Here is an 18,321-nt window from a genome sequence, read left to right on the forward strand (position 1 = left end):
CGGAAATGGCGCTGCCGGGTTGAAGTGTTGCGACGGCGTCGGGATGAATCGCGGGCGAGCAGGCACCGAGGACCGCGGCCATGGCAACGAGCCAGGCAAGGAGTCGGGCGCGGGCGCCGGTCATGATCCAGTTTAGCGCGGCGCGATATGCGGCGCGGTATGCCTCAGCTGAGCACGCGCCCGGCCGGCGCGGGCGGCGTCGGCATGATCTGCTCGAAGATGTCCAGCACTGCCTGGGTTGCCCGGCCAACGCCGTGCTGGCCCCAGACCACCGCGACGGCGAGGTGAACGGGCGGACCGGCCAGATCACGGTAGACCAGGCCCGGAGGGTTGATGTGCCGGACCGAGGACAATGTGAGGGTGACGCCCACGCCGGCGGCCACCAGGCTGAGGACGGCATAGGAGTCGGGCGCTTCCTGCATCACGTGCGGCGAAAAGCCTGCTTCGAGGGCGAGCCGGGTGGTGGCCTCCCGGAGGTTAGAGCCGATGGCTGCCGGTAAGGCGACAAAGGGCTCCTTCGCGAGATCCGCCAGCCGGACCGTATCCGCTGCGGCAAGGGGGTGGTCCTCCGGCAAGGCGACCAGCAGGCGTTCATAGGCAAACACGCGCGTCCGGACGTCCTTGTCCCGCACCGGAAGGCGTCCGAATCCGATGTCGATGGCTCCGGAGACCACCTCCGCCGGCGCGAGGCCACCGTAGACCAAGGACTTCAGCTGCAGTTCGATGCCGGGTTCTGCGGCCCGCACGGCCTTGGCCAGCGGCGGTACAACATCCCGGCTGCTGGCGCCGGCATACCCCACCACAACCTGGCCCACCACGGCAGAGGTTCCGAGCGTTGCAGCGCGCTCAATGAGGCTGGCGCTTTCCAAGGTCTGCAGGACGGGTCCGAGTACTGCCTGCCCTGCATCCGTCAGGCGGACCGCCCGCGAGGACCGTTCAAAAAGCTCGACGCCGAGTTCCTGTTCCAGCCGCCGGATCCACACGCTGAGCTGCGGTTGTGCCACCGCCAAGCGCTCGGCCGCCCGGCCGAAGTGCAGTTCCTCGGCAAGGACGGCAAAAGCACGAAGGTACTTCAGGTGCATCGCGCCTCAACCATTCATAAGGGTTTCGTAATCGGTTCCGTATGGAAAGTTTATTGGACAGCTATGGCTTGATTCCGGACCCTTAACTGTGCGCCAGGTAACCCCCGGCCGTGATCCTGCCCATGATGGCCGGTCCGCCGCAGGCTTTCCCGGCTTCTCCCCAAGGCCAACTGCAGGCACCCCCGTGCCTTGCCGGGCGCCAAAGACTTCGTACAACTCAATGAGGACAATCATGACCAAAACTATGGACAGGGCCGGGCTCCCCGTCGCCAAGCGTGCTGTTGGCATGCAGAAGGTGACCGGCTTCTTCACTGAGCTAATGCGGCGCTTCCTGCCGGATCCCTTTGTGTTCGCCATCATCCTGACCATCCTGACGGTCATAATGGCCATCGTGATCGAGGGCCAGAGCTTCGACGACGTCACGGCCTCCTGGGGCAACGGCTTCTGGTCCCTGCTCGCCTTCACCACCCAGATGGCCGTCATCCTGGCCATGGGTTACGTCCTGGCGAACGCGCCCGTCGTCGAGCGCTTGCTGAATGCGATTGTCAGCCGCGTGGAAACACCGCGCACCGCCGTGATCGTGGCAACGCTGGTGGGTGCCGTGGGCTCCTACCTCAACTGGGGATTCGGCCTGGTCATCGGCGGAATTGTTGCCAAGAAGCTTGCCCTCCACGTCAAGGGCGTCCACTACCCGCTGATCATCGCCGCGGCGTACAGCGGGTTCACCATGTACGGCCTGGGCCTTTCCGCCACCATCCCGATGGTCATTTCGACGCCGGGACACCCGATGGAGAAGCAGATGGGCCTCATTCCGCTGGCCCAGACCATTTTCTCGCTGCCCATGCTGGTCACCGCCGCCGTGGTCCTGGTGACGCTCCCGCTGCTGAACGCGATGCTGCACCCCAAGCCCGGCCAGCCGGTCACCGAGATCAACCGGGACCTCCACTTCGCCGAGCCCACCAAAAACGTGGTGGTGGATGGCGACGCCGGTACCTTTGCCTCAAAGCTCAATAACAGCCGGATCCTCGCCATGGCGATCGGCGCCCTGGGCATGGCCTACGTGGTGGTCCACTTCATCCGGGGCGGCGGCGTTGACCTGAACCTGATCAACTTCTTCATCCTCTTCCTCGGCGTCCTGCTGCTCGGCACTCCCAACGCCTACCTCAAGCAGCTCAACGAGGGCATCAAGACCATCTCCGGCATCATCCTGCAGTTCCCGTTCTACGCCGGGATCATGGCCATCATGGCCGCGTCCGGCCTGGTGGTCACCATCTCCGGCGTCTTCACCAGCATCTCGACGCCGGAAACCCTGCCGTTCTGGGGCCTGATCAGCTCCTTCGTGATCAACTTCTTCGCCCCGTCCGGCGGCGGCCACTGGATGATCCAAGGCCCCTTCATGATCGATGCGGCGAACGCCATCGGCGCCTCCACGGCCCAGACGTCCATGTCCGTCATGCTGGGCAACGCCTGGAACGACCTGGTGCAGCCGTTCTGGATCCTGCCGGCACTGGCCCTTTCCAAGCTCAAGCTCAAGGACATCATGGGCTACACCGTGATCATGATGTTCTGGGTGGGAATCGTGTACATCACCGCCATCCTCCTCTGGGGCTACCTGGGCTAAGCCCACCCGCTTTCGTGCTCCCCTCAAACTCAGGGGAGCACGCTGGCGTTAATGACGTTCCCGGCGTCGGCCGTCACGTAGCAGTCCACCCTGCGGTCACCGGAGTCCCAGCTTGTGCCGCTGGGATAGGCGCGCTGGAAGTTCAGCGTGTAGTTGTTGGACGCGGAATTCAGTGTCGCCGCCCGGCACGCCTCCAGGGCCTTGGCGGCGAGTGCCTCCCGGCCCGGGTACGAATCCTTGCCCGGGTACCGGAACACGGCCACCAGTTGGGCGGAGTGGCCGGTATCGCAGGCCACCACTGTTGACCGGAGGGCCGCAGGGTCAAAGTCCTTGAAACAGTCGCCCAGCCGGTAGTCCGGCGGCGTCACACCCTCCCGCGGCAGCGGGAGCGGGGTGGGCAGGGGAGTGGGGGAGGTCTCAATAGTGACCGAGCCCGGATCGCCGGGCGGGGCGGCCGGCTGGGATCCCAGCTGGTTGGCGAGCCACACCAGGGCCACCACCACGGCAATCAGGACCAGCGCGAACACGGCCTTCAGCAGCCATGACACGGCCCGGCGGGGCGTCGCCGGGGAGGGTTCCGGGCCCTCTGGCGGGGCAGCCGGCGCGGCCGTGACCTGCGGAAAGCCAACGGTGGGCGGGGCGGAAGGCCTGGGCGGGAGGGGGCGCTGTTCCTGGTTGTCCATCCAGATACCCTCCTGGGTTTTGGCCTCGTCCGTGTGCCGTTCCGTGCCCGGACCGGCAACTCTTGAAGAGACTCTATCCAACAAAAAAGCCGGGAACCCGCGGTTCGCCGCGGAAAGGGTACCGGACATGGCGTCCGGACGCACAGGCTGGCAAGCATCGGCCGCAGAAAGCATGTAATCTAGGTGTACGACAAATTGACCAAACATTCCGGGGCCTCACCGATAGCCAAGGTGACCACCTCCGGTCCGAGTACAAAAGGGGGTCACGCCATGGGGCGCGGCCGTCAAAAGGCAAAAGCTACCAAGCAGGCTCGGGATATTAAGTACTATTCCCCGAACACTGATTATTCGGCCCTTCAGCGTGAGCTCAAGGGTCGTGAAGGTCTTGCCACGAGCCATTTCGCGAATGACCCGGTTGAACCGGACTATTCGGCTTACGTGGATAAGTACGCGGAAGATTTGGAAGAAGACGACGACGAGGTGCACACCCGTCGGATCGGCTAGCTGTCGCAACCGGCCCGCCCCAGGCGGCCGGTCCCGTGGCACCGCAGTACGATCGGAAGCCATACCGGTTCACTGGTACGGCGCTTCTTTTCAGCACCTTGGTTCCAGAGGACCCCGGTGTTGGCCTCAGTTATCAGGCCCGTTGCCTGTACCGTAATCCGGTGCGGGCGGCGGGCTTTTTGGTGTTGACTGGACCCTGGACGCGATGTGCCACCCGCGAAAGGACGCCCGATGCCAGAGAATTCCCCCTCACCGCGCTACCGTCACGGCGAGCCGTGCTGGGCTGACGTCCAGACCCTTGACGTCCAGGCGGCCAAGGCCTTCTACGCCGCCGTGTTCGGCTGGACCTTCCAGGACCTGCCCACGCCCGATGGCCGCAGCTACGCCCAGGCCTTTGCAGACGGGGACCTGGTGGCAACCGTTGCGCCGCTGAGCCCGCACCGGGCAGCGCTGGGTACGGCCGCCCAGTGGAACATCTACTTCGCGGCGGAAGACGCCGCCGCGCTGGCCGGCGAAGTGCCCCACGCCGGCGGTGCCGTGCAGTTCGGGCCCGAGGAGATCGGGGACACCGGCGTGATGGTCTTTATGGATCCTCCCGGCGGCGGGACCACCGGCGTGTGGCAGCCCGGAACGCACACCGGCACCGCCAGGTACAACGAGCCCGGCGCCCTCTCCTGGACGGAACTTCTGACGCCCGAGCCGCAGGCCGCCGTCGGGTTCTTCCAGCAGCTGTTCGGCCACGAGGTGACCGAGTACCCCCAGGACGACGGCGGGACGTACTCAACGCTGATGGTGAACGGTGCGGAGGTGGCCGGGATCGTCGCGGCTGAGGCGCCCGCGCGGTGGCAGATCTACTTCGGCGTCGCCGACGTGGCCGATGCCGTAGGGAAGGCTGTGGCAGCCGGTGGCGAGGTGCTGATCGCCCCGGAGGCCGAGGACGACGAGACACCCGGCGCCACGGCCACCCTCAGGGATCCGCAGGGCGGAGTGTTTAGCCTGCTGGAGGTTTAAAAACGCATCGAGTGCTCCGTAAGCGCCGTTATGAGGGGTCATAAGGGCGCTTACGGAGCACTCGATGAGGAATCTATGCGTAGGCGTTGACCAGGCGGACGGCGCCGCCGTCCACACCCTTGGCGCCCTGCACGTAGTCCGGTCCGGTCTTGAGGATCGAATCTGAATCCTCGGTAACGGTGCCCATGATCCAGGACGGCAGGCCCCGGTCGTTGAGGCGTGCCACGGCGGCGTCGGCGGCTTCGGCGGACACGATGGCCACCATGCCCACGCCGAGGTTCAGGGTGCGCTCGAGGTCGGCCAGCGGGACGTTGCCCAGCTCGGAGACCAGCTTGAAGATGGCCGGCAGTTCCCAGGTGGCGCGGTCAACGGTGGCGACGAGGCCCTGCGGCAGGACCCGGGCCAGGTTGGCGGCCAGGCCGCCGCCGGTGACGTGGCTGAAGCCGTGCACGGCTGCACCTCCGGCGGAGCCGCTTACCGGGAAGGCGCGGGCCAGGTCCAGGCAGTCGGCGGCGTACACACGGGTGGGTTCGAGCAGTTCCTCGCCCAGGGTGCGGCCAAGTTCGGAGACCTGGCGGTCCAGGGCCCAGCCGGCGTGGTTGATGACGCGGCGCACCAGGGAGTAACCGTTGGAGTGCAGGCCCGAGGACGCCATGCCGATCACCACGTCACCGGCGCGGACACGTTCCGGGCCCAGCAGCTGGTCGGCTTCGATGACACCGGTGGCGGCACCGGCAACGTCATACTCGTGTTCGCCCAGCAGGCCCGGGTGCTCGGCGGTTTCGCCGCCCACCAGCGCGGTGCCGGCCACTGAGCAGGCGGCCGCGATGCCACGGACGATGTCCGCGATGCGCTCCGGCACCACCTTGCCGCAGGCGATGTAGTCGGTCATGAACAGCGGCTCGGCGCCCACCACCACGATGTCGTCCACCACCATGCCCACCAGGTCGAACCCGATGGTGTCGTGGATGTCCATGGCCTGGGCGATGGCTACCTTGGTGCCCACACCGTCGGTGGAGGTGGCCAGCAGCGGGCGCTTGTAGGTCAGCAGCTTGGAGACGTCGTACAGTCCGGCGAAGCCGCCTACGCCGCCAAGAACCGAGGAGTTGTGGGTGGCCTTCACGGCACCCTTCATCAGTTCGACGGCGCGGTCGCCTGCTTCAACGTCAACACCGGCAGAGGCGTAGGTGATGCCTGCGGGGGTACCGGGGGTGTGGCCGGCGGCGGGGGTTGCGGAAGTCATACGGACTCTTTCTTGTCGGCGCCGGGGATGGTGGCTGCGTGATGAATCTCGGGCACGCGGTCTTCTTCGGTGAGCAGGTCCTCAAACTCGGCATCCGGACCCGGATCGCAGCCGTCGGAGCCTTCGGCGTCGGCCGGATCCTCACGGTCATCGATGGCGGGCTCGGACAGCGCAGCTGTGGCGCCGGGCAGCGCCGAGGGCGACGGCGTGAGGCCGCCGAGGTCGGTGCGCTCCAGCAGGTTCTTGCCCAGTTTGTCCGCGCTGGGGAGTTCAATGGGGTACTTGCCCGTGAAGCAGGCGGTGCAGAGGCGTTCGCGGGGCTGCCGGGTGGCGTCGATCATGCCGTCTTCGGAAATGTAGGCGAGCGAATCGGCTCCGATGGCCTGGGAGATTTCCTCGATGGTGGCGCCGTTGGCGATCAGTTCCGCCCGGGAGGCGAAATCGATGCCATAGAAGCAGGGCCACTTGACCGGCGGGGAGGAAATCTTGATGTGGACTGACGCGGCACCGGCTTCGCGGAGCATCCGGACGATGGCGCGCTGCGTGTTGCCGCGGACAATCGAATCGTCCACCACCACAACACGCTTGCCGCGGATCACGGACTCAAGGGCATTCAGCTTGAGCCGGATACCCAGCTGGCGGAGCGTCTGCGAGGGCTGGATGAAGGTCCGGCCCACGTAGGAGTTCTTGACGAAGCCGTGCGCGAATGGGATGCCGGATTCCTCGGCGTAGCCTACGGCGGCAGGGGTACCGGACTCCGGCACCGGGATGACGATGTCCGCTTCCTGGGTGTTTTCGCGGGCCAACTGGCGGCCCATCTCAACGCGGGACTCGTACACGGAACGGCCGGAAATCGCGGCGTCCGGGCGCGCGAGGTAAACGTACTCGAAAACGCAACCCGCCGGCGTCGGCTCCGCGAAGCGCTGGGAACGTACGCCGTCTTCGTCGATGGCGATGAATTCACCAGGTTCGATCTCACGGATGAAGCTGGCGCCCACGGTGGCCAGGGCCGACTGCTCGGAGGCGACCACCCAGCCGCGTTCCAGCCGGCCCAGGACCAGCGGGCGGATGCCGTAGGTGTCGCGTGCTGCGTAGAGGGTGCCTTCGTCCATAAAGACAAAGCAGAAGCCGCCCTTGATCTTGGGCAGCAGTTCCATGGCGGTCTCTTCGAGGGTTTTGCCCTCTTCGCCTTCCAGGAGTGCGGTGACCAGGGCGGTGTCCGAGGTGTTGCCCTGCTTCATTTCGCCGCTGAGCTGGCCGCCGTTGCGTTCCTGGATCATGGCGTTGAGCTCTGCCGTGTTGGTCAGGTTGCCATTGTGCGCCAGCGCCACGGTGCCGGTGCTGGTGGCGCCGAGGGTGGGCTGGGCGTTGGCCCAGTGGCTGGCTCCGGTGGTGGAGTAGCGGCAGTGTCCCACCGCCAAGTGCCCGGTCAGGGTGTTCAGCGTTGTCTCGTCGAACACCTGGGAAACGAGGCCCATGTCCTTGTAGACGTTGATCCGCTTGCCGTCACTGGTGGCTATACCAGCCGACTCCTGACCGCGGTGCTGCAATGCATACAGCCCGTAATAAGTAAGTTTTGCTACTTCTTCACCTGGTGCCCAGACCCCGAAAACGCCACAAGCGTCCTGAGGGCCTTTTTCGCCAGGGAGAAGATCATGAGAAAGTTTTCCATCGCCGCGTGCCACTGGTCGATTATCTCACGAGATGCGGTATGACTTGGCCGCGCCCGGGTTTGTGACCCCCCGGCCGTGACCCGGCCGAAAACCTACTGGCCGGTACCGTCGTCGGGCTCGGAGTCAGGAACAGCTTCGACGACGGCGCGTTCCTGGCGCTTGACGCTGCGCCGGTCCAGGATGAGGGCCGCCACCGCGCCCAGGATGGCCCCACCGGCGCCGAACATGACCAGGAAGAAACCGAACACCGCTCCGGGATCGAAGCTTTCGTCACCGGGGATGGCAAACGCCACCACCGCGGCCACCGCGACGCCCACCAGTGCGCCGAGGATGAGGAACGGCACATACTTCGGTGCCCGGCGGACGGTAACCTGGCGCCGCTCGGCGGGGATTTCTTCGGAAGACATGCCCTCTAGCCTACTCATTCCCCCGAATCCCGCGTTCCCCGCCAGTTGCTCTATCACTTCCAGCTGCCAAACCGGCCGAATGGGAACCAGGAGTGATAGAGCATCCCGGCGGCCGGATAGGATCGTCGGAGGTCTGGGGCGTTGGACATACAGGGGGACACACAAAGCATGGATACCGTCACGTTCGGGTGGACGGCCACGGAGTCGGATCGCGCCGCCGCGATCAGGAACTACGGGCTGGCTCCCACAGCCGCCGGACGGCCGCCGGCCTTGCGCCAGGAAGACTCGGCGGGGGCGCTGACCAACCTTGTCACTCTTGCCGCCCGGCTGTGCGCCGTGCCGTTCAGTGTGGTGAACATCATCACCGAGGACCAGCAGGTGCAGATCGCGGCATGGGGCGTGGACCCCGGAGTGTGCTCCAGGGAAGACTCCATGTGCGCCAAGGTTTTCCTGAGCGGCCAGACAACCGTGGTGCCCGACGCGTCCCGGGATGTGCGGTTCGCTGACAATCCGTTTGTCACCGGCGAGATCGCCGCAGTGCGTTTCTATGCCTCTGTTCCGCTGGCAACGGCTTCGGGATTCGTGCTGGGCTCGCTCTGCATTTTCTCCGACGGCCCGGCCAGCCCGACGGCGGAGCAGATCGGGATGCTGGAAGTGCTGGCCCACCAGGTGGTGGAGGTCCTGGAGCTTCAGCACCGCACCCTGCAGCTGAGCGAGGCGCTGGCCGAACTGGAGCGCAGCAACGCCATGCTGGGGGAATTCGCCGGGCGCGTCAGCCACGACCTCCGGATCCCGTTGACCACCATGCTGGGTTACGTGGAGCTCGCCGAGGACGATCCGGACATCCCGCCCGGACATCCTGCCGTTGAGTACCTGGAATTCATCGGGGGCGGCGGGCGGCGCATGCTGAAGACCCTCGAGGACGTGCTTCAGTATTCCCGGGTGGACGGCGCACTGCACCGGGAACAGGTCTCGCTGCTGGCCGTCACCGAAATGGCCGCCCGTGATCTCGGCGTGGACCTTGGACCTTCGAGCGGCATCTTCTGCGATGACGCCGAGCTGCTCGCGGACCCTGTCCAGCTGCGGGTGCTGCTCCAGAACCTGATGGCCAACTCGCTGAATTACCGGAGCCCGGAGCGTGACCTCCATGTTGCCGTGTCTGCTTCGGCCGGCGAGCGCGGCGTGACGGTCAGTGTCGCGGACAACGGCGTGGGGATCAGCCCGGCGGACAGGAATCGTGCCGTGGAGCCCCTGGTCCGGCTGAACCGGGCAGGGGACGGCCCGGGCACAGGCCTGGGCCTGGCGACCTGCCGGCGGATCGCCCACGCCCATCTCGGGGAACTGGAGATCCGGGACTCGCCCGGAGGCGGAGCCACCATCTCGGTGCTGTTCAGCCGGGACCTGTAGGCACCTTCTGCTCCGCGAAACCCGGCCCCTGCCACGTCCTACGTCTCTGCCACGAAACCTGGGCGTGTTTGAGGCCTAAGCCTGCTGGGACTTGGACAGGATCCAGGTGTTGGTGCCGTCCTGCCGTTGAAAGGTCACGGTGGTCACCAGCGCCTCGATCAGTGCCAACCCGCGGCCGGACTCTGATTCGTCGTCCGGGGTCCCTGGTTCCAGGGGGCCGAACGGGGGCTTCGCATGGAAGGCGCTGACCCGGGCCTGCAGCAGGGTGGGTTGCACGCTGATATCCACGCCCAGCTCCACCGGCCGTTGGGTTTTTGCCGGTTGGGCGTGCTGGACAATGTTCGACGCCGATTCGATGACGGCCGTGGTGAACGTCATCTGGTCCATGGCCTGGACGAACGGGGCATCGTGCCAGAGGCCGTCCAGTTCGTCATGGACAGACTCGATGGCCTCCGCCGCCGCGAGCCCCCGGAAGCTGCGCTCGGCCAGGATGTCAGTCATTGCCGAACGCTTCGTCGGCGGAGGCGTAGGCGTTGAGCACCCGGTCCATGCTGGTCAGCTCGAGCACCATTTTGACCTGCGGCTGAACGGCTGCGATGCGGAGGTCACCGCCGGCCTGCCGGGCGGCCTTGAGGCAGCCGATGAGTGCTCCCAGCCCGGAGGAGTCCATGAACGCCGTGTTCTCCAGGTTCACCACGATCCGGGACGTCCCGCCCGCGATCACGTCCGTCACGAACTCGCGCAGCTTGGGCGCGGACACCATGTTCAGCCGCCCGTCCGCCCTGACTTCCGCGTACGAATCCTTGACCTCATAGCTAAACTTCACGGGGTTTCCTCTCTCCAGCATCAACGTCTTGAACGGGTTCGTAGCCCTTGTACATAACGGCCCGAACCAGGATGCTCATGACCACCAGGTCAAAAATAACCCAGGCCACGTTCACCAGGGTGCCAAGGGGCTCGGACAGTCCCGTGGCCAGGCGGACGATACCGACGACGGCGGCCACCGCCAGCAGCACCGCCACAATGATCTGCGGCTGGATCAGGCTCCAGCTGGGACCGCCGGTCTGGCGGGATTTCGGTGTCACCGCGAACCCCAGGGGGCGGCCGAACCAGACGTTCTTGGCCGCCGTCGAACATGCCTTGATCCAGGTGGGGAACAGCGCCAGGCTGTACTGCTGGCCGCGCCAGGTGGGGATGCCGCGGCCGGCGACTGCGAACAGCAGTTGGTTGGCAATCATGAACGGGATGAACCGGAGGAAGAAGTCCCAGCTCAGGCTTGTGACGGGCAGGATGCCCAGCAGCAGGTAGATGATGGGCGCCGCGAAGTAGATGACCGCCGCGTAGCCGCTCAGGTAGGTCCACATGGTGGCGAAGTACATCAGCCGCTGGCCGATTTTCAGGCCCTTCTGGACCAGCGGGTTCTCCCGGAGCAGCACCTGGATGGTGCCCTGCGCCCAGCGGAGCCGCTGGGTGAGCATGGTGGCGATGTCCTCGGGGGCCAGGCCATAGGCGAGGATCTCGTGGTGGTAGACGCTTTCCCAGCCCATGGCGTGCATCCGCATGGCGGTGGCCATGTCCTCGGTGACGGAGATGGTGGCCAGCGGCATGACCGGCTGGGCTTCATCATTTCGCTCGACGTTCAGGGCGTCCAGCACGGCCTGCACGGATTCCAGGGCACCCAGGGGGGACCAGTCGCGGGCGGACATGCGCTGCACGGCGTCGTCGGCCACCACGGGCACGCCGGCGTCGCCCACGTGCGCGAGTTCCATGGCGGCAATCTCTTCAAGGTCTGCCTGCAGGGCGGACATGTCTGCCGCTACCAGCGTCTGGACGGCGGCATCGACGCGGCGGCGCACCCGGTAGGTGATCTCGCTCATCGGCTCGCCGGCGGCCAGCTGTTCCTGGGCTTCCAGGGTGGCGGCCTCCACCTCGTCCAGCACTTCAGAGACCAGGGGAGCGCCGACGTCGGCCGATTTCCGTGCCTGGCGGATCGCGGAACGGGACGCCGTGAGGGCGCGGCGGATGCTCTTCTCGGTCTCCTTGACGTAGCCCACCAGGCCCAGCTGCATCAGCGCCTCGCGGCGCAGGATGGCGTTGGAGCCGCAGAAGAAGGCCGCGTTCCAGCCGTCCTTGCCCTGCTGGATGGGGCCGTAGAAGAGGGGCGCCTGGCTGCCCAGGGGATCGTCCGCGGGCACGTTGGTGAAGTATTGCGGAGTCTGGACCAGGGCCACCCGGCGGTTGTTGAAGTAGCCCAGGGTCTTTTCCAGGATGTCCGGTTCCGGGATCTGGTCGGCGTCCAGGATGAGCAGGAATTCGCCATGGGTGACCATCAGGGCGTTGTTCAGGTTGCCGGCCTTGGCGTGGCGCGGCACGTTGGCGGTCCAGTCTTCACTGCGGGTCACATAACCCAGCCCGTGCTCTTCGGCGAGGGCTTTCAGCGCGGGCCGCGCGCCGTCGTCGAGGATCCAGGTGCTGTGCGGGTGCCGGATCCGCTGGGCCGCCAGGGCGGTGGTCATCACCATGTCCAGGTCTTCGTTGTACGTGGTGATGAAGACGTCCACGGTTGCATCGGCGGGCGGTTCGGGGGCTGCCTTGCGGAGCTTGAGCTTCCACACGGTCATGCCGAACAGCATCACGTCGATCAGGCTGTATGTCTCTGCAACCACCAGGGGTACCGCAATCCACCAGGCGTCCCAGTTGAGGGAGGCGGCCCAGCGCCAGGCGACGTAGTTCAGGCCGAATATGACGGTGAGGACAACCACCACTCGCGTCCAGAAGCGCGTCACGCGGCTGATCCTTCCAACAGGCGGCGTACCACGACCACCGTGACATCGTCTTCAGCTGTTTCGGCAGGGGCCAGGGCCATGATGGCATCACTGGCTGACTGGGCGGACGCCTGGCCGTGGGCCGCGGAGCACACCGCCCGGGTGAAGGACTCCACGGAGTCAAAGACATCCAGAACGCCGTCGCTGACCACCACCAGGGCATCGCCCGGGGCCAGCCCGATGGCGGACTGGCGCCAGTCGGAGTCCGCCCAGGCACCCACGGGCGGGCCGCCGCTCGGCAGGCGGTGCATGGCGCCGGCCGCGGTGAGGTGCAGTGCCAGCCCGTGCCCGGCGTCGACATAACTGACGACGCCGGACGCGGCGTCCAGCCGGGCGTGGAAGAGGGTGGCGAACGAGTTTGAGGAGTCAAGATCGGCCGCGATGGTCGCGGCGGCGGAGGCGAAGGCCGCGTCGAGGTCGTGGCGGTGCCCGGTGGACCGCATGACGGCCCTGACAGTGGCCGCAATCAAGGCGGCACCCATACCCTTGCCCATGGCGTCGGCGAACGTAAGGTGCAGGCCCTCCGGTGTGCGGTACCAGTCGTAGAAGTCCCCGCCCACGCTGCGGGAGGGGCGGAAGACGCCGGCGAGGTCGTACCCGTCCACCGTGACGTCCTCTTTGGGCAGGAGGCTCTGCTGGACTTCGGTGGCGCGCTCAAGCTCGCTGCTGGCGGCGGGGTCCGCTGCTCCCGGCCGGCGGCGGCGGAACAGGGCGTTGATTCTGGACTGGAGTTCACGCGGGCTGAACGGTTTGCTGATGTAGTCATCGGCGCCGTTGTCCAGGCCTGTCAGCTTGTCCAGCTCCTCGGTGCGGGCGGTCAGCATCACAATGAAGGCGTCGGAGAATTCGCGCAGGAGCTTGCAGACTTCCAGGCCGTCCACATCCGGGAGGTTCACGTCCAGGGTGACAAGGTCCGGCTTCGCACGGCGGACTTCCTCCACGCCCGGCAGGCCCGCGCCGGCCTGGGTGACCTCGAAACCCTGCTTCACGAGGACCCGGACCAGCAGGCCACGAATATCGGGATCGTCCTCGATCACTACGGCACGGCGGACTTCGGGCATGGATGACATAACTCTACTTCTACCGTATTGAGACCATTGGGGCATGTCACAGGGCTGACACTGACGGTTAAGTGACGAGATGGGAGCCCGCTTCAGGCTATCGCACCCCGAAGCGCGGGTGACAGGTCTTGCGGGAATATTGGCGTCGCCTTGATGGTGCCTTGAGCGTCACTGGCCACACTCGAAGCAGGAGCTTCAGCGGAGAGCTTCGAGGAACGCGCGGCTGGCCTGAGGACGGTGCAGGGGTTATGGAAATGGCTGGATCCGATAACGGGCTGCGGGGCAGGCTGACGGGCTCGTGGCGTTTTCTGAAGCAGGGCCACCGCCCCCGGCGCACTGTTCATTACCTGAGCCATTCCTGGCGGCTCCGGTCCCTGTCCCGGGCACTGGCCCGGGCACTGGGTGAGTCGTGGGAGGCATCGAGCTGGCCCGGGGACCGGCTGGCCGTGGGGGCTGAACTCTCCGAAAAGGTGGAGAAACTGACCCGGCGCCTGAACCGGGAAACTGAAATCCACGGCCGGCTGGCGGCACTGCTGAAGTAGCCGTTCCTTCCTGACCCAATCCATGCCAGACTTACCACCATCGAGTGGCTGGGGGTTACCGAGTCAGGAGATGCCGTGCATTGGTATACGGGTTGGGCTTACCTCTTAGCTGGGCTTATGACAATGGACGCGCTCCTGCTGGCCTTGTGGGTGATCGACTCCGACTGGCCCAACAATTGGCGGAAGAAACCCTGACTGCAGCGCCCGGCCTCAGCGCAGGTTCAGGCGCATCAGCACCCCCGGGAACCCGTTGAACACTGATTCGGCGTCCGCGGTCTTGACGATGGTGTCCGCGCGCTGACGGACGGCCGCCCACCCAACCATGTCACCGCCGTCGTATGCCAACGCCCCCGGCGGGGGATCCTGCTAGACCCCGAGCGTCTCCCTGAGGGCTGCGACGTGGCCCTGTGCCTTGACCTGGTACTGGGCCAGTTCCACGTTGCCCTGCGGGTCCACCACCACGGTGGAGCGGACGAGGCCTTCGACGATTTCGCCGTTCACCAGCTTCTCACCCCAGGCGCCGTAGGCGAGCGCCACGCTGTGGTCTTCATCCGAGAGGAGCGGGAAGGTCAGGCCGAAGTCGCCGGTGAACGCGGCCAGCTTTTCCGGGGCGTCCGGGGAGATGCCCAGCACTTCGTAACCGGAGCCCTGCAGGGAAGCGAGGCTGTCGCGGAAATCGCAGGCTTCGGTGGTGCAGCCCGGGGTTGCCGCGGCCGGGTAGAAGTACACGATGACGCTCTTGCCACGGTAGTCCGACAGCGAGATGCTCTTGCCGGCAGCATCCTGGAGGGTGAATTCCGGGGCCTGCGTACCTGGCTGAAGCTTGATGGTCAGTTGGTGGCTCATGGCGTTCCTTTGGGAGACTCTGACGGCTTAAAGGCAAAACCAGTGAAGCGGGCTTTCCCCTGTGGAAACAACTCCGGCGTCATGTGGAGTATTCCGCAGGTCATGCATTGTCCATTGACTTCGGCGGCGGCAAGGATACGGTTAAAGATACTCAGAAATGGTCTCTGCAGTACGTCGCCGCCCGAACTTTGCCACGCTTGACGGCGTGGTTCCTGCCCCCATAAGCCCGCGAATCATTTCCTAGGCTGTGTCTTCATGACCGCAAATTTCATCAGAGAACTGGCCGTTAAGTCCCTGGACATCCCGGACAAAAAACGGTGCCCGGACAAGGCCGAGTTCGATCTTGTCACCGTGGACGACTATTCTGTGGCCCGGCTGATCCTGGCGCCCGGCTGGCGCTGGTCCGAATCCGCCAAACCCACCGAACTGACGGACTTCTGCCAACACAACCACCTGGGCTACTGCGTCTCCGGCACGCTGGAGATTCAAACGTCCGACGGCGTGAGGTCCACTATCAGGGCCCACGACACCTATGCGCTGCCTCCGGGGCACGACGAGTGGGTGGTCGGCTCCGAGCCGTTCATCGCCGTGGAGTTCCTCGGGACGGCGTCCTTCGGCCGGCCGCGGAGCCGGGGCATGCACGCGCTGCTCTGAGCCGTCGGGTCGTCACAGGCGCGGTTCGAGGGCCAGCTTCACTCCGAAACCGACCAGGGCCGTGCCCGTGATCCGGTCAATGATCTGGACGCTGCGGCGGCCTTTCAGCCACTTTGAGGCGAAGCCGGTCCCGACGATCAATGCGGACAGCCACACCAAGCCCAGGACGCAGTGCATTCCCGCGAGCAGGACGCCCATCAGCAGCGGGGACGTTCCGGCCGGGATGAACTGGGGGATGGTGGCGATGTAGAACACGCCCACCTTGGGGTTGAGGAGGTTGGTGCCGGTGCCGGTAAGCCAGCCCCGCAGGAACTGCCGCCCGGAGGACGCCGGAAGCTCGACGGCAGCCGGGCCCTCCGCCGCCAACCCCTTGGTGCGGCTCTTCCACAGCAGGGAGGCGCCCAGCCAAACCATGTAGGCCGCCCCGGCCATCGACAGGATCCGGTAGGCGAGTTCCGAGGCGGCCAGGAGCGCGGACACGCCCACTGCCGCGGCGATTCCCCAAGCCATCAGCCCCGTGGTGATTCCCAGGGCCGCAGCGAAGGCGTACGTGCGGGACCGGGCAACGGCTGCGCGGAGCACCAGAGCCGTGTCAATGCCCGGGACGAGCGTCAGCAGACCCGCAACAACTGCGAAGGAGAGCAGTGCTTGGGTGAGGTTCACGTGCCTACTGGCAGAACGTGGACAGTGCCGTGTTGGCTGCCTGGTTATTGGCCTGCATCTGCGCGATCTTGGCCGTGTCCGGGTTCTCCTTGGAAGCCTCGTCCGCGTACTCGATCAGGGATCCCAGCGCAGGCTTAAGGTCATCGGACGCCACAGCTTCGATGGGCCGGATCTGGTTGGCGAGGCGCACCAGGCCGGTCTTGGTCTGACCGCCGCCGTTTGACGGGTTGGACAGGACAACCTGGATGCGTTCGCAGGTCTGGGCGGTGGAAAGCTGCGTGGGTGCGGTGCAGGCGGAAGCGGTCAGCACGAGGCCTGCGGCGATCAGGGCGGTGGCGAGTTTCTTCATGGGTCCCTCAGTAGGCGGTTGAGGTTTCGATTGTAAGCAGAGAGCGTCCTCCGGCGCCTTTCGGGCCGCTCCGGAGGGCGGAGTATGACCGGTCAGGGATGGGGATGGGGATTCGGGCTCTGGCGGCACGCGCCAGCCCGTCCTCCGCCCCGCCGCTAAAGCACATTCGGACGTTCTAGAACCACTAGAACCGTTCCGGGTGTTCACAGCGATTCCTCAGGTGCAGGACTGCATAATGTACCGAAGCTCCGGTCAACCGCTATTTGACCGGAGCTTCGCCAATTCAGGACGATGCCAAGCCAAAGGGCCCGGAACGAGAACACCCTTACTGCACGTCCACCTCGCAATAGATGGACGCGGATGGGCCACTTGCGGGAACATTCGCCCTTTGGTGTGCGTTGCAGTGTCGTCAGAAAAGAACACGACACCAGAAACGAGAAGTACCAAAGTGGCAACCGATTACGATGAGGTCCGTTCCGACGTCAAGGAATCCCAAGACCGTTCGCTCGAGGCGCTGCAGTCAGCGAATGCACCGGATGCCCGCAGTGTCGTCACTGAACTGGACGAAGCTGACGCGCTCGATGAGGGCCTGACTCCCGGTGGAGAGATCGTCTCCGAGGAGCTTGTCGTCCAGGTCATTCCACAGGCCGCGGATGAGTTTACCTGCTATTCCTGCTTCCTCGTCCGGCACCGCTCGCAGCTCGCGCGTGAGAGCAACGGCCATTCCTACTGCATCGAGTGCGAGGGCTAGTAGCGGCGAGTTTTTATCGCAGGCTCAGCGGACGTGCTTCAGGCCGAAAGCGCACTCAAAACCCCGAGAGGCACTTAAAGATCCACCATGCTTCACAGCGCTGACCCTGGCGCGTCCCCAGGAGTGGGACCAACTGAACGGCCGTCTGGGGCGCCGTGGACAGCCAGTGCTGTCAGGTTTGAATTTGAGGCCCTCTTACCCAGCAGTCCGGCAAAAGCGTTTCGGAACCTATCCTGACGCGTCTCGACCGGACTACCTGAAGTCAGGTTCGGGTGTCGGTCAACCTGATGCAGATCTTGTCGCGGCCGCGCGTCAGTGAGCAGTCCGTCTACTGGATATATTGCTCCAGTGATCGCCGACGCCATGTCCGAGGCAAGGAAGAGCACGGTGCCGGCAATTTCCTCCGGCGCCGCAGCTCTGCGAATCGGCGAGTCGGCAAGAACCAATTCCCGCATCTCGGGGTCTTCCAACCAACGCTCAGTCATGGGCGTCCGCACAAGCCCAGGGGCTATCGCATTCACGCGAATCTGAGTGTGGGCGTAATCGATAGCTGCAGCTTTGGTAAGACCCACGACAGCGTGCTTTGCAGCAACATAAGGGGCCATACCCGGATCCGCGCGAAGACCAGCGACCGAGGCAGTGTTGATGATCGCGCCCGTACCGGATTTGGCCATTTCTGCTAGCTCGTACTTGAGGCCCAGGAAGACACCCGTAACATCCACGCTGATGATGCTGTTCCAGTCTTCTTCGCTTTGCTCGGCAAGGGGCGCCGTTGGAGGCAAGATGCCAGCATTGTTGACCGCGACATCCAGGCCGCCATACTGCTTCACGGCACGCTCCACCAGTGCCTCGACCTCCTCCGCCTTGCTTACATCCGTCTTCAGGAATGAACTCTTCCCGCCGGCAGCCTCGATGGCCCTACTCGCCGGACTTCAAAGAACGATTGCGCCGGTCCAGATTGCTTGTGCATGTCTGGACCGGCGTAGTCGAACGCGGATG

The 18,321-nt window shown here is 65.3% G+C and carries 20 protein-coding genes and 1 pseudogene; 7 read left to right on the top strand and 14 right to left on the bottom strand.

Annotated features, from left to right (window positions below; genetic code table 11):
- Window positions 1-164 precede the first annotated feature (164 nt).
- Window positions 165-1,082 (bottom strand): LysR family transcriptional regulator, encoded by a 918-nt coding sequence (locus NQJ30_RS16680; protein ID WP_255771235.1) that lies wholly within the window; start codon window positions 1,080-1,082, stop codon window positions 165-167.
- Window positions 1,083-1,314: 232 nt separating this feature from the next.
- Here NQJ30_RS16680 and NQJ30_RS16685 point away from each other — a divergent pair, with 232 nt between their 5' ends.
- Entirely contained in the window at window positions 1,315-2,703 is a 1,389-nt protein-coding gene (locus tag NQJ30_RS16685; RefSeq protein WP_255771236.1) for a short-chain fatty acid transporter, read from the top strand.
- A gap of 29 nt (window positions 2,704-2,732) precedes the next feature.
- Here the strand turns inward: NQJ30_RS16685 and NQJ30_RS16690 are convergent, their stop codons facing one another.
- Window positions 2,733-3,386, bottom strand: a complete 654-nt coding sequence (locus NQJ30_RS16690; RefSeq protein ID WP_255771237.1) for a septum formation family protein — start codon at window positions 3,384-3,386, stop codon at window positions 2,733-2,735.
- Between the two features lie 270 nt (window positions 3,387-3,656).
- Between NQJ30_RS16690 and NQJ30_RS16695 the strand changes: the two genes are divergently transcribed.
- Both NQJ30_RS16695 and NQJ30_RS16700 read left to right on the top strand, forming a co-directional pair.
- Window positions 3,657-3,890: a DUF3073 domain-containing protein gene (locus NQJ30_RS16695; RefSeq protein WP_190991276.1), complete on the top strand. Its 234-nt coding sequence runs from the start codon at window positions 3,657-3,659 to the stop codon at window positions 3,888-3,890.
- Window positions 3,891-4,121: 231 nt separating this feature from the next.
- On the top strand, window positions 4,122-4,901 hold the full coding sequence (locus NQJ30_RS16700) for a VOC family protein (protein WP_255771238.1): 780 nt from the start codon (window positions 4,122-4,124) through the stop codon (window positions 4,899-4,901).
- 73 nt (window positions 4,902-4,974) lie between these two features.
- On the opposite strand, the gene purM is transcribed toward NQJ30_RS16700, so the two are convergent.
- The 3 genes from purM to NQJ30_RS16715 all read right to left on the bottom strand — a co-directional run bounded on the left by purM (window position 4,975) and on the right by NQJ30_RS16715 (window position 8,224).
- Window positions 4,975-6,144, bottom strand: a complete 1,170-nt coding sequence (gene purM / locus NQJ30_RS16705) for a phosphoribosylformylglycinamidine cyclo-ligase (protein ID WP_255771239.1) — start codon at window positions 6,142-6,144, stop codon at window positions 4,975-4,977.
- Window positions 6,141-7,829, bottom strand: coding sequence for an amidophosphoribosyltransferase (gene purF, locus NQJ30_RS16710; protein ID WP_255771240.1), 1,689 nt, complete (start codon window positions 7,827-7,829; stop codon window positions 6,141-6,143). The genes purM and purF overlap by 4 nt, the downstream gene beginning before the upstream one ends.
- 80 nt (window positions 7,830-7,909) lie before the next feature.
- Window positions 7,910-8,224, bottom strand: a complete 315-nt coding sequence (locus NQJ30_RS16715) for a hypothetical protein (RefSeq protein WP_255771241.1) — start codon at window positions 8,222-8,224, stop codon at window positions 7,910-7,912.
- A 168-nt stretch (window positions 8,225-8,392) separates the two neighbouring features.
- On the opposite strand from NQJ30_RS16715, the gene NQJ30_RS16720 reads away from it, so the two are divergent.
- Window positions 8,393-9,631 carry a GAF domain-containing sensor histidine kinase gene (locus NQJ30_RS16720; RefSeq protein ID WP_255771242.1) on the top strand — a complete coding sequence of 413 codons (1,239 nt, stop codon included), beginning with the start codon at window positions 8,393-8,395 and terminating at the stop codon, window positions 9,629-9,631.
- Window positions 9,632-9,706: 75 nt separating this feature from the next.
- Here the strand turns inward: NQJ30_RS16720 and NQJ30_RS16725 are convergent, their stop codons facing one another.
- The 4 genes from NQJ30_RS16725 to NQJ30_RS16740 are packed head-to-tail and all read right to left on the bottom strand — an operon-like array spanning window position 9,707 to window position 13,526.
- The gene (locus tag NQJ30_RS16725; RefSeq protein ID WP_255771243.1) at window positions 9,707-10,132 is read right to left on the bottom strand and encodes an ATP-binding protein; all 426 of its coding nucleotides are present in this window, start codon (window positions 10,130-10,132) and stop codon (window positions 9,707-9,709) included.
- Window positions 10,125-10,457, bottom strand: a complete 333-nt coding sequence (locus NQJ30_RS16730) for an STAS domain-containing protein (protein ID WP_255771244.1) — start codon at window positions 10,455-10,457, stop codon at window positions 10,125-10,127. The genes NQJ30_RS16725 and NQJ30_RS16730 overlap by 8 nt, the downstream gene beginning before the upstream one ends.
- Window positions 10,447-12,417 carry a glycosyltransferase family 2 protein gene (locus NQJ30_RS16735; protein WP_255771245.1) on the bottom strand — a complete coding sequence of 657 codons (1,971 nt, stop codon included), beginning with the start codon at window positions 12,415-12,417 and terminating at the stop codon, window positions 10,447-10,449. Before NQJ30_RS16735 ends, NQJ30_RS16730 begins: the two co-directional genes overlap by 11 nt.
- Entirely contained in the window at window positions 12,414-13,526 is a 1,113-nt protein-coding gene (locus NQJ30_RS16740) for a PP2C family protein-serine/threonine phosphatase (RefSeq protein WP_255771246.1), read from the bottom strand. The genes NQJ30_RS16735 and NQJ30_RS16740 overlap by 4 nt, the downstream gene beginning before the upstream one ends.
- Window positions 13,527-13,771: 245 nt before the next feature.
- On the opposite strand from NQJ30_RS16740, the gene NQJ30_RS16745 reads away from it, so the two are divergent.
- Window positions 13,772-14,059 (top strand): hypothetical protein, encoded by a 288-nt coding sequence (locus NQJ30_RS16745; protein ID WP_255771247.1) that lies wholly within the window; start codon window positions 13,772-13,774, stop codon window positions 14,057-14,059.
- 285 nt (window positions 14,060-14,344) lie between these two features.
- On the opposite strand, the pseudogene NQJ30_RS19155 reads toward NQJ30_RS16745, so the two are convergent.
- Together NQJ30_RS19155 and bcp are read right to left on the bottom strand one after the other, a co-directional pair.
- Window positions 14,345-14,425: pseudogene (locus NQJ30_RS19155) on the bottom strand (GNAT family N-acetyltransferase); the annotation flags it as partial.
- Window positions 14,426-14,905: a thioredoxin-dependent thiol peroxidase gene (gene bcp, locus NQJ30_RS16750; RefSeq protein WP_255771248.1), complete on the bottom strand. Its 480-nt coding sequence runs from the start codon at window positions 14,903-14,905 to the stop codon at window positions 14,426-14,428.
- Between the two features lie 255 nt (window positions 14,906-15,160).
- On the opposite strand from bcp, the gene NQJ30_RS16755 reads away from it, so the two are divergent.
- Entirely contained in the window at window positions 15,161-15,559 is a 399-nt protein-coding gene (locus NQJ30_RS16755) for a cupin domain-containing protein (RefSeq protein WP_255771249.1), read from the top strand.
- Between the two features lie 12 nt (window positions 15,560-15,571).
- Here the strand turns inward: NQJ30_RS16755 and NQJ30_RS16760 are convergent, their stop codons facing one another.
- Both NQJ30_RS16760 and NQJ30_RS16765 read right to left on the bottom strand, forming a co-directional pair.
- Complete coding sequence (locus NQJ30_RS16760) at window positions 15,572-16,222, bottom strand: LysE family translocator (protein ID WP_255771250.1); 651 nt, start codon at window positions 16,220-16,222, stop codon at window positions 15,572-15,574.
- Window positions 16,223-16,226: 4 nt separating this feature from the next.
- Window positions 16,227-16,571 (bottom strand): hypothetical protein, encoded by a 345-nt coding sequence (locus tag NQJ30_RS16765; protein ID WP_255771251.1) that lies wholly within the window; start codon window positions 16,569-16,571, stop codon window positions 16,227-16,229.
- A gap of 448 nt (window positions 16,572-17,019) precedes the next feature.
- Here NQJ30_RS16765 and NQJ30_RS16770 point away from each other — a divergent pair, with 448 nt between their 5' ends.
- On the top strand, window positions 17,020-17,322 hold the full coding sequence (locus NQJ30_RS16770; protein ID WP_255771252.1) for a DUF4193 domain-containing protein: 303 nt from the start codon (window positions 17,020-17,022) through the stop codon (window positions 17,320-17,322).
- Window positions 17,323-17,414: 92 nt separating this feature from the next.
- Here NQJ30_RS16770 and NQJ30_RS16775 read toward each other — a convergent pair whose 3' ends face one another.
- Window positions 17,415-18,236 carry an SDR family NAD(P)-dependent oxidoreductase gene (locus NQJ30_RS16775; RefSeq protein WP_255771282.1) on the bottom strand — a complete coding sequence of 274 codons (822 nt, stop codon included), beginning with the start codon at window positions 18,234-18,236 and terminating at the stop codon, window positions 17,415-17,417.
- Window positions 18,237-18,321 lie beyond the last annotated feature (85 nt).

Origin of the sequence: Pseudarthrobacter sulfonivorans, assembly GCF_024391045.1 — a bacterium.
Taxonomy (GTDB): Bacteria; Actinomycetota; Actinomycetes; order Actinomycetales; family Micrococcaceae; genus Arthrobacter; species Arthrobacter sulfonivorans_B.

Excerpts from the sequence above, each read along its gene's own strand:
- NQJ30_RS16740 (WP_255771246.1), bottom strand. The coding sequence starts at position 13,526 with ATGTCATCCATGCCCGAAGTCCGCCGTGCCGTAGTGATCGAGGACGAT.
- NQJ30_RS16700 (WP_255771238.1), top strand. The coding sequence starts at position 4,122 with ATGCCAGAGAATTCCCCCTCACCGCGCTACCGTCACGGCGAGCCGTGC.
- NQJ30_RS16715 (WP_255771241.1), bottom strand. The coding sequence starts at position 8,224 with ATGTCTTCCGAAGAAATCCCCGCCGAGCGGCGCCAGGTTACCGTCCGC.
- purM (WP_255771239.1), bottom strand. The coding sequence starts at position 6,144 with ATGACTTCCGCAACCCCCGCCGCCGGCCACACCCCCGGTACCCCCGCA.
- NQJ30_RS16680 (WP_255771235.1), bottom strand. The coding sequence starts at position 1,082 with ATGCACCTGAAGTACCTTCGTGCTTTTGCCGTCCTTGCCGAGGAACTG.
- NQJ30_RS16755 (WP_255771249.1), top strand. The coding sequence starts at position 15,161 with ATGACCGCAAATTTCATCAGAGAACTGGCCGTTAAGTCCCTGGACATC.
- NQJ30_RS16720 (WP_255771242.1), top strand. The coding sequence starts at position 8,393 with ATGGATACCGTCACGTTCGGGTGGACGGCCACGGAGTCGGATCGCGCC.
- NQJ30_RS16765 (WP_255771251.1), bottom strand. The coding sequence starts at position 16,571 with ATGAAGAAACTCGCCACCGCCCTGATCGCCGCAGGCCTCGTGCTGACC.
- NQJ30_RS16685 (WP_255771236.1), top strand. The coding sequence starts at position 1,315 with ATGACCAAAACTATGGACAGGGCCGGGCTCCCCGTCGCCAAGCGTGCT.
- bcp (WP_255771248.1), bottom strand. The coding sequence starts at position 14,905 with ATGAGCCACCAACTGACCATCAAGCTTCAGCCAGGTACGCAGGCCCCG.
- NQJ30_RS16695 (WP_190991276.1), top strand. The coding sequence starts at position 3,657 with ATGGGGCGCGGCCGTCAAAAGGCAAAAGCTACCAAGCAGGCTCGGGAT.
- NQJ30_RS16745 (WP_255771247.1), top strand. The coding sequence starts at position 13,772 with ATGGCTGGATCCGATAACGGGCTGCGGGGCAGGCTGACGGGCTCGTGG.
- NQJ30_RS16725 (WP_255771243.1), bottom strand. The coding sequence starts at position 10,132 with ATGACTGACATCCTGGCCGAGCGCAGCTTCCGGGGGCTCGCGGCGGCG.
- NQJ30_RS16690 (WP_255771237.1), bottom strand. The coding sequence starts at position 3,386 with ATGGACAACCAGGAACAGCGCCCCCTCCCGCCCAGGCCTTCCGCCCCG.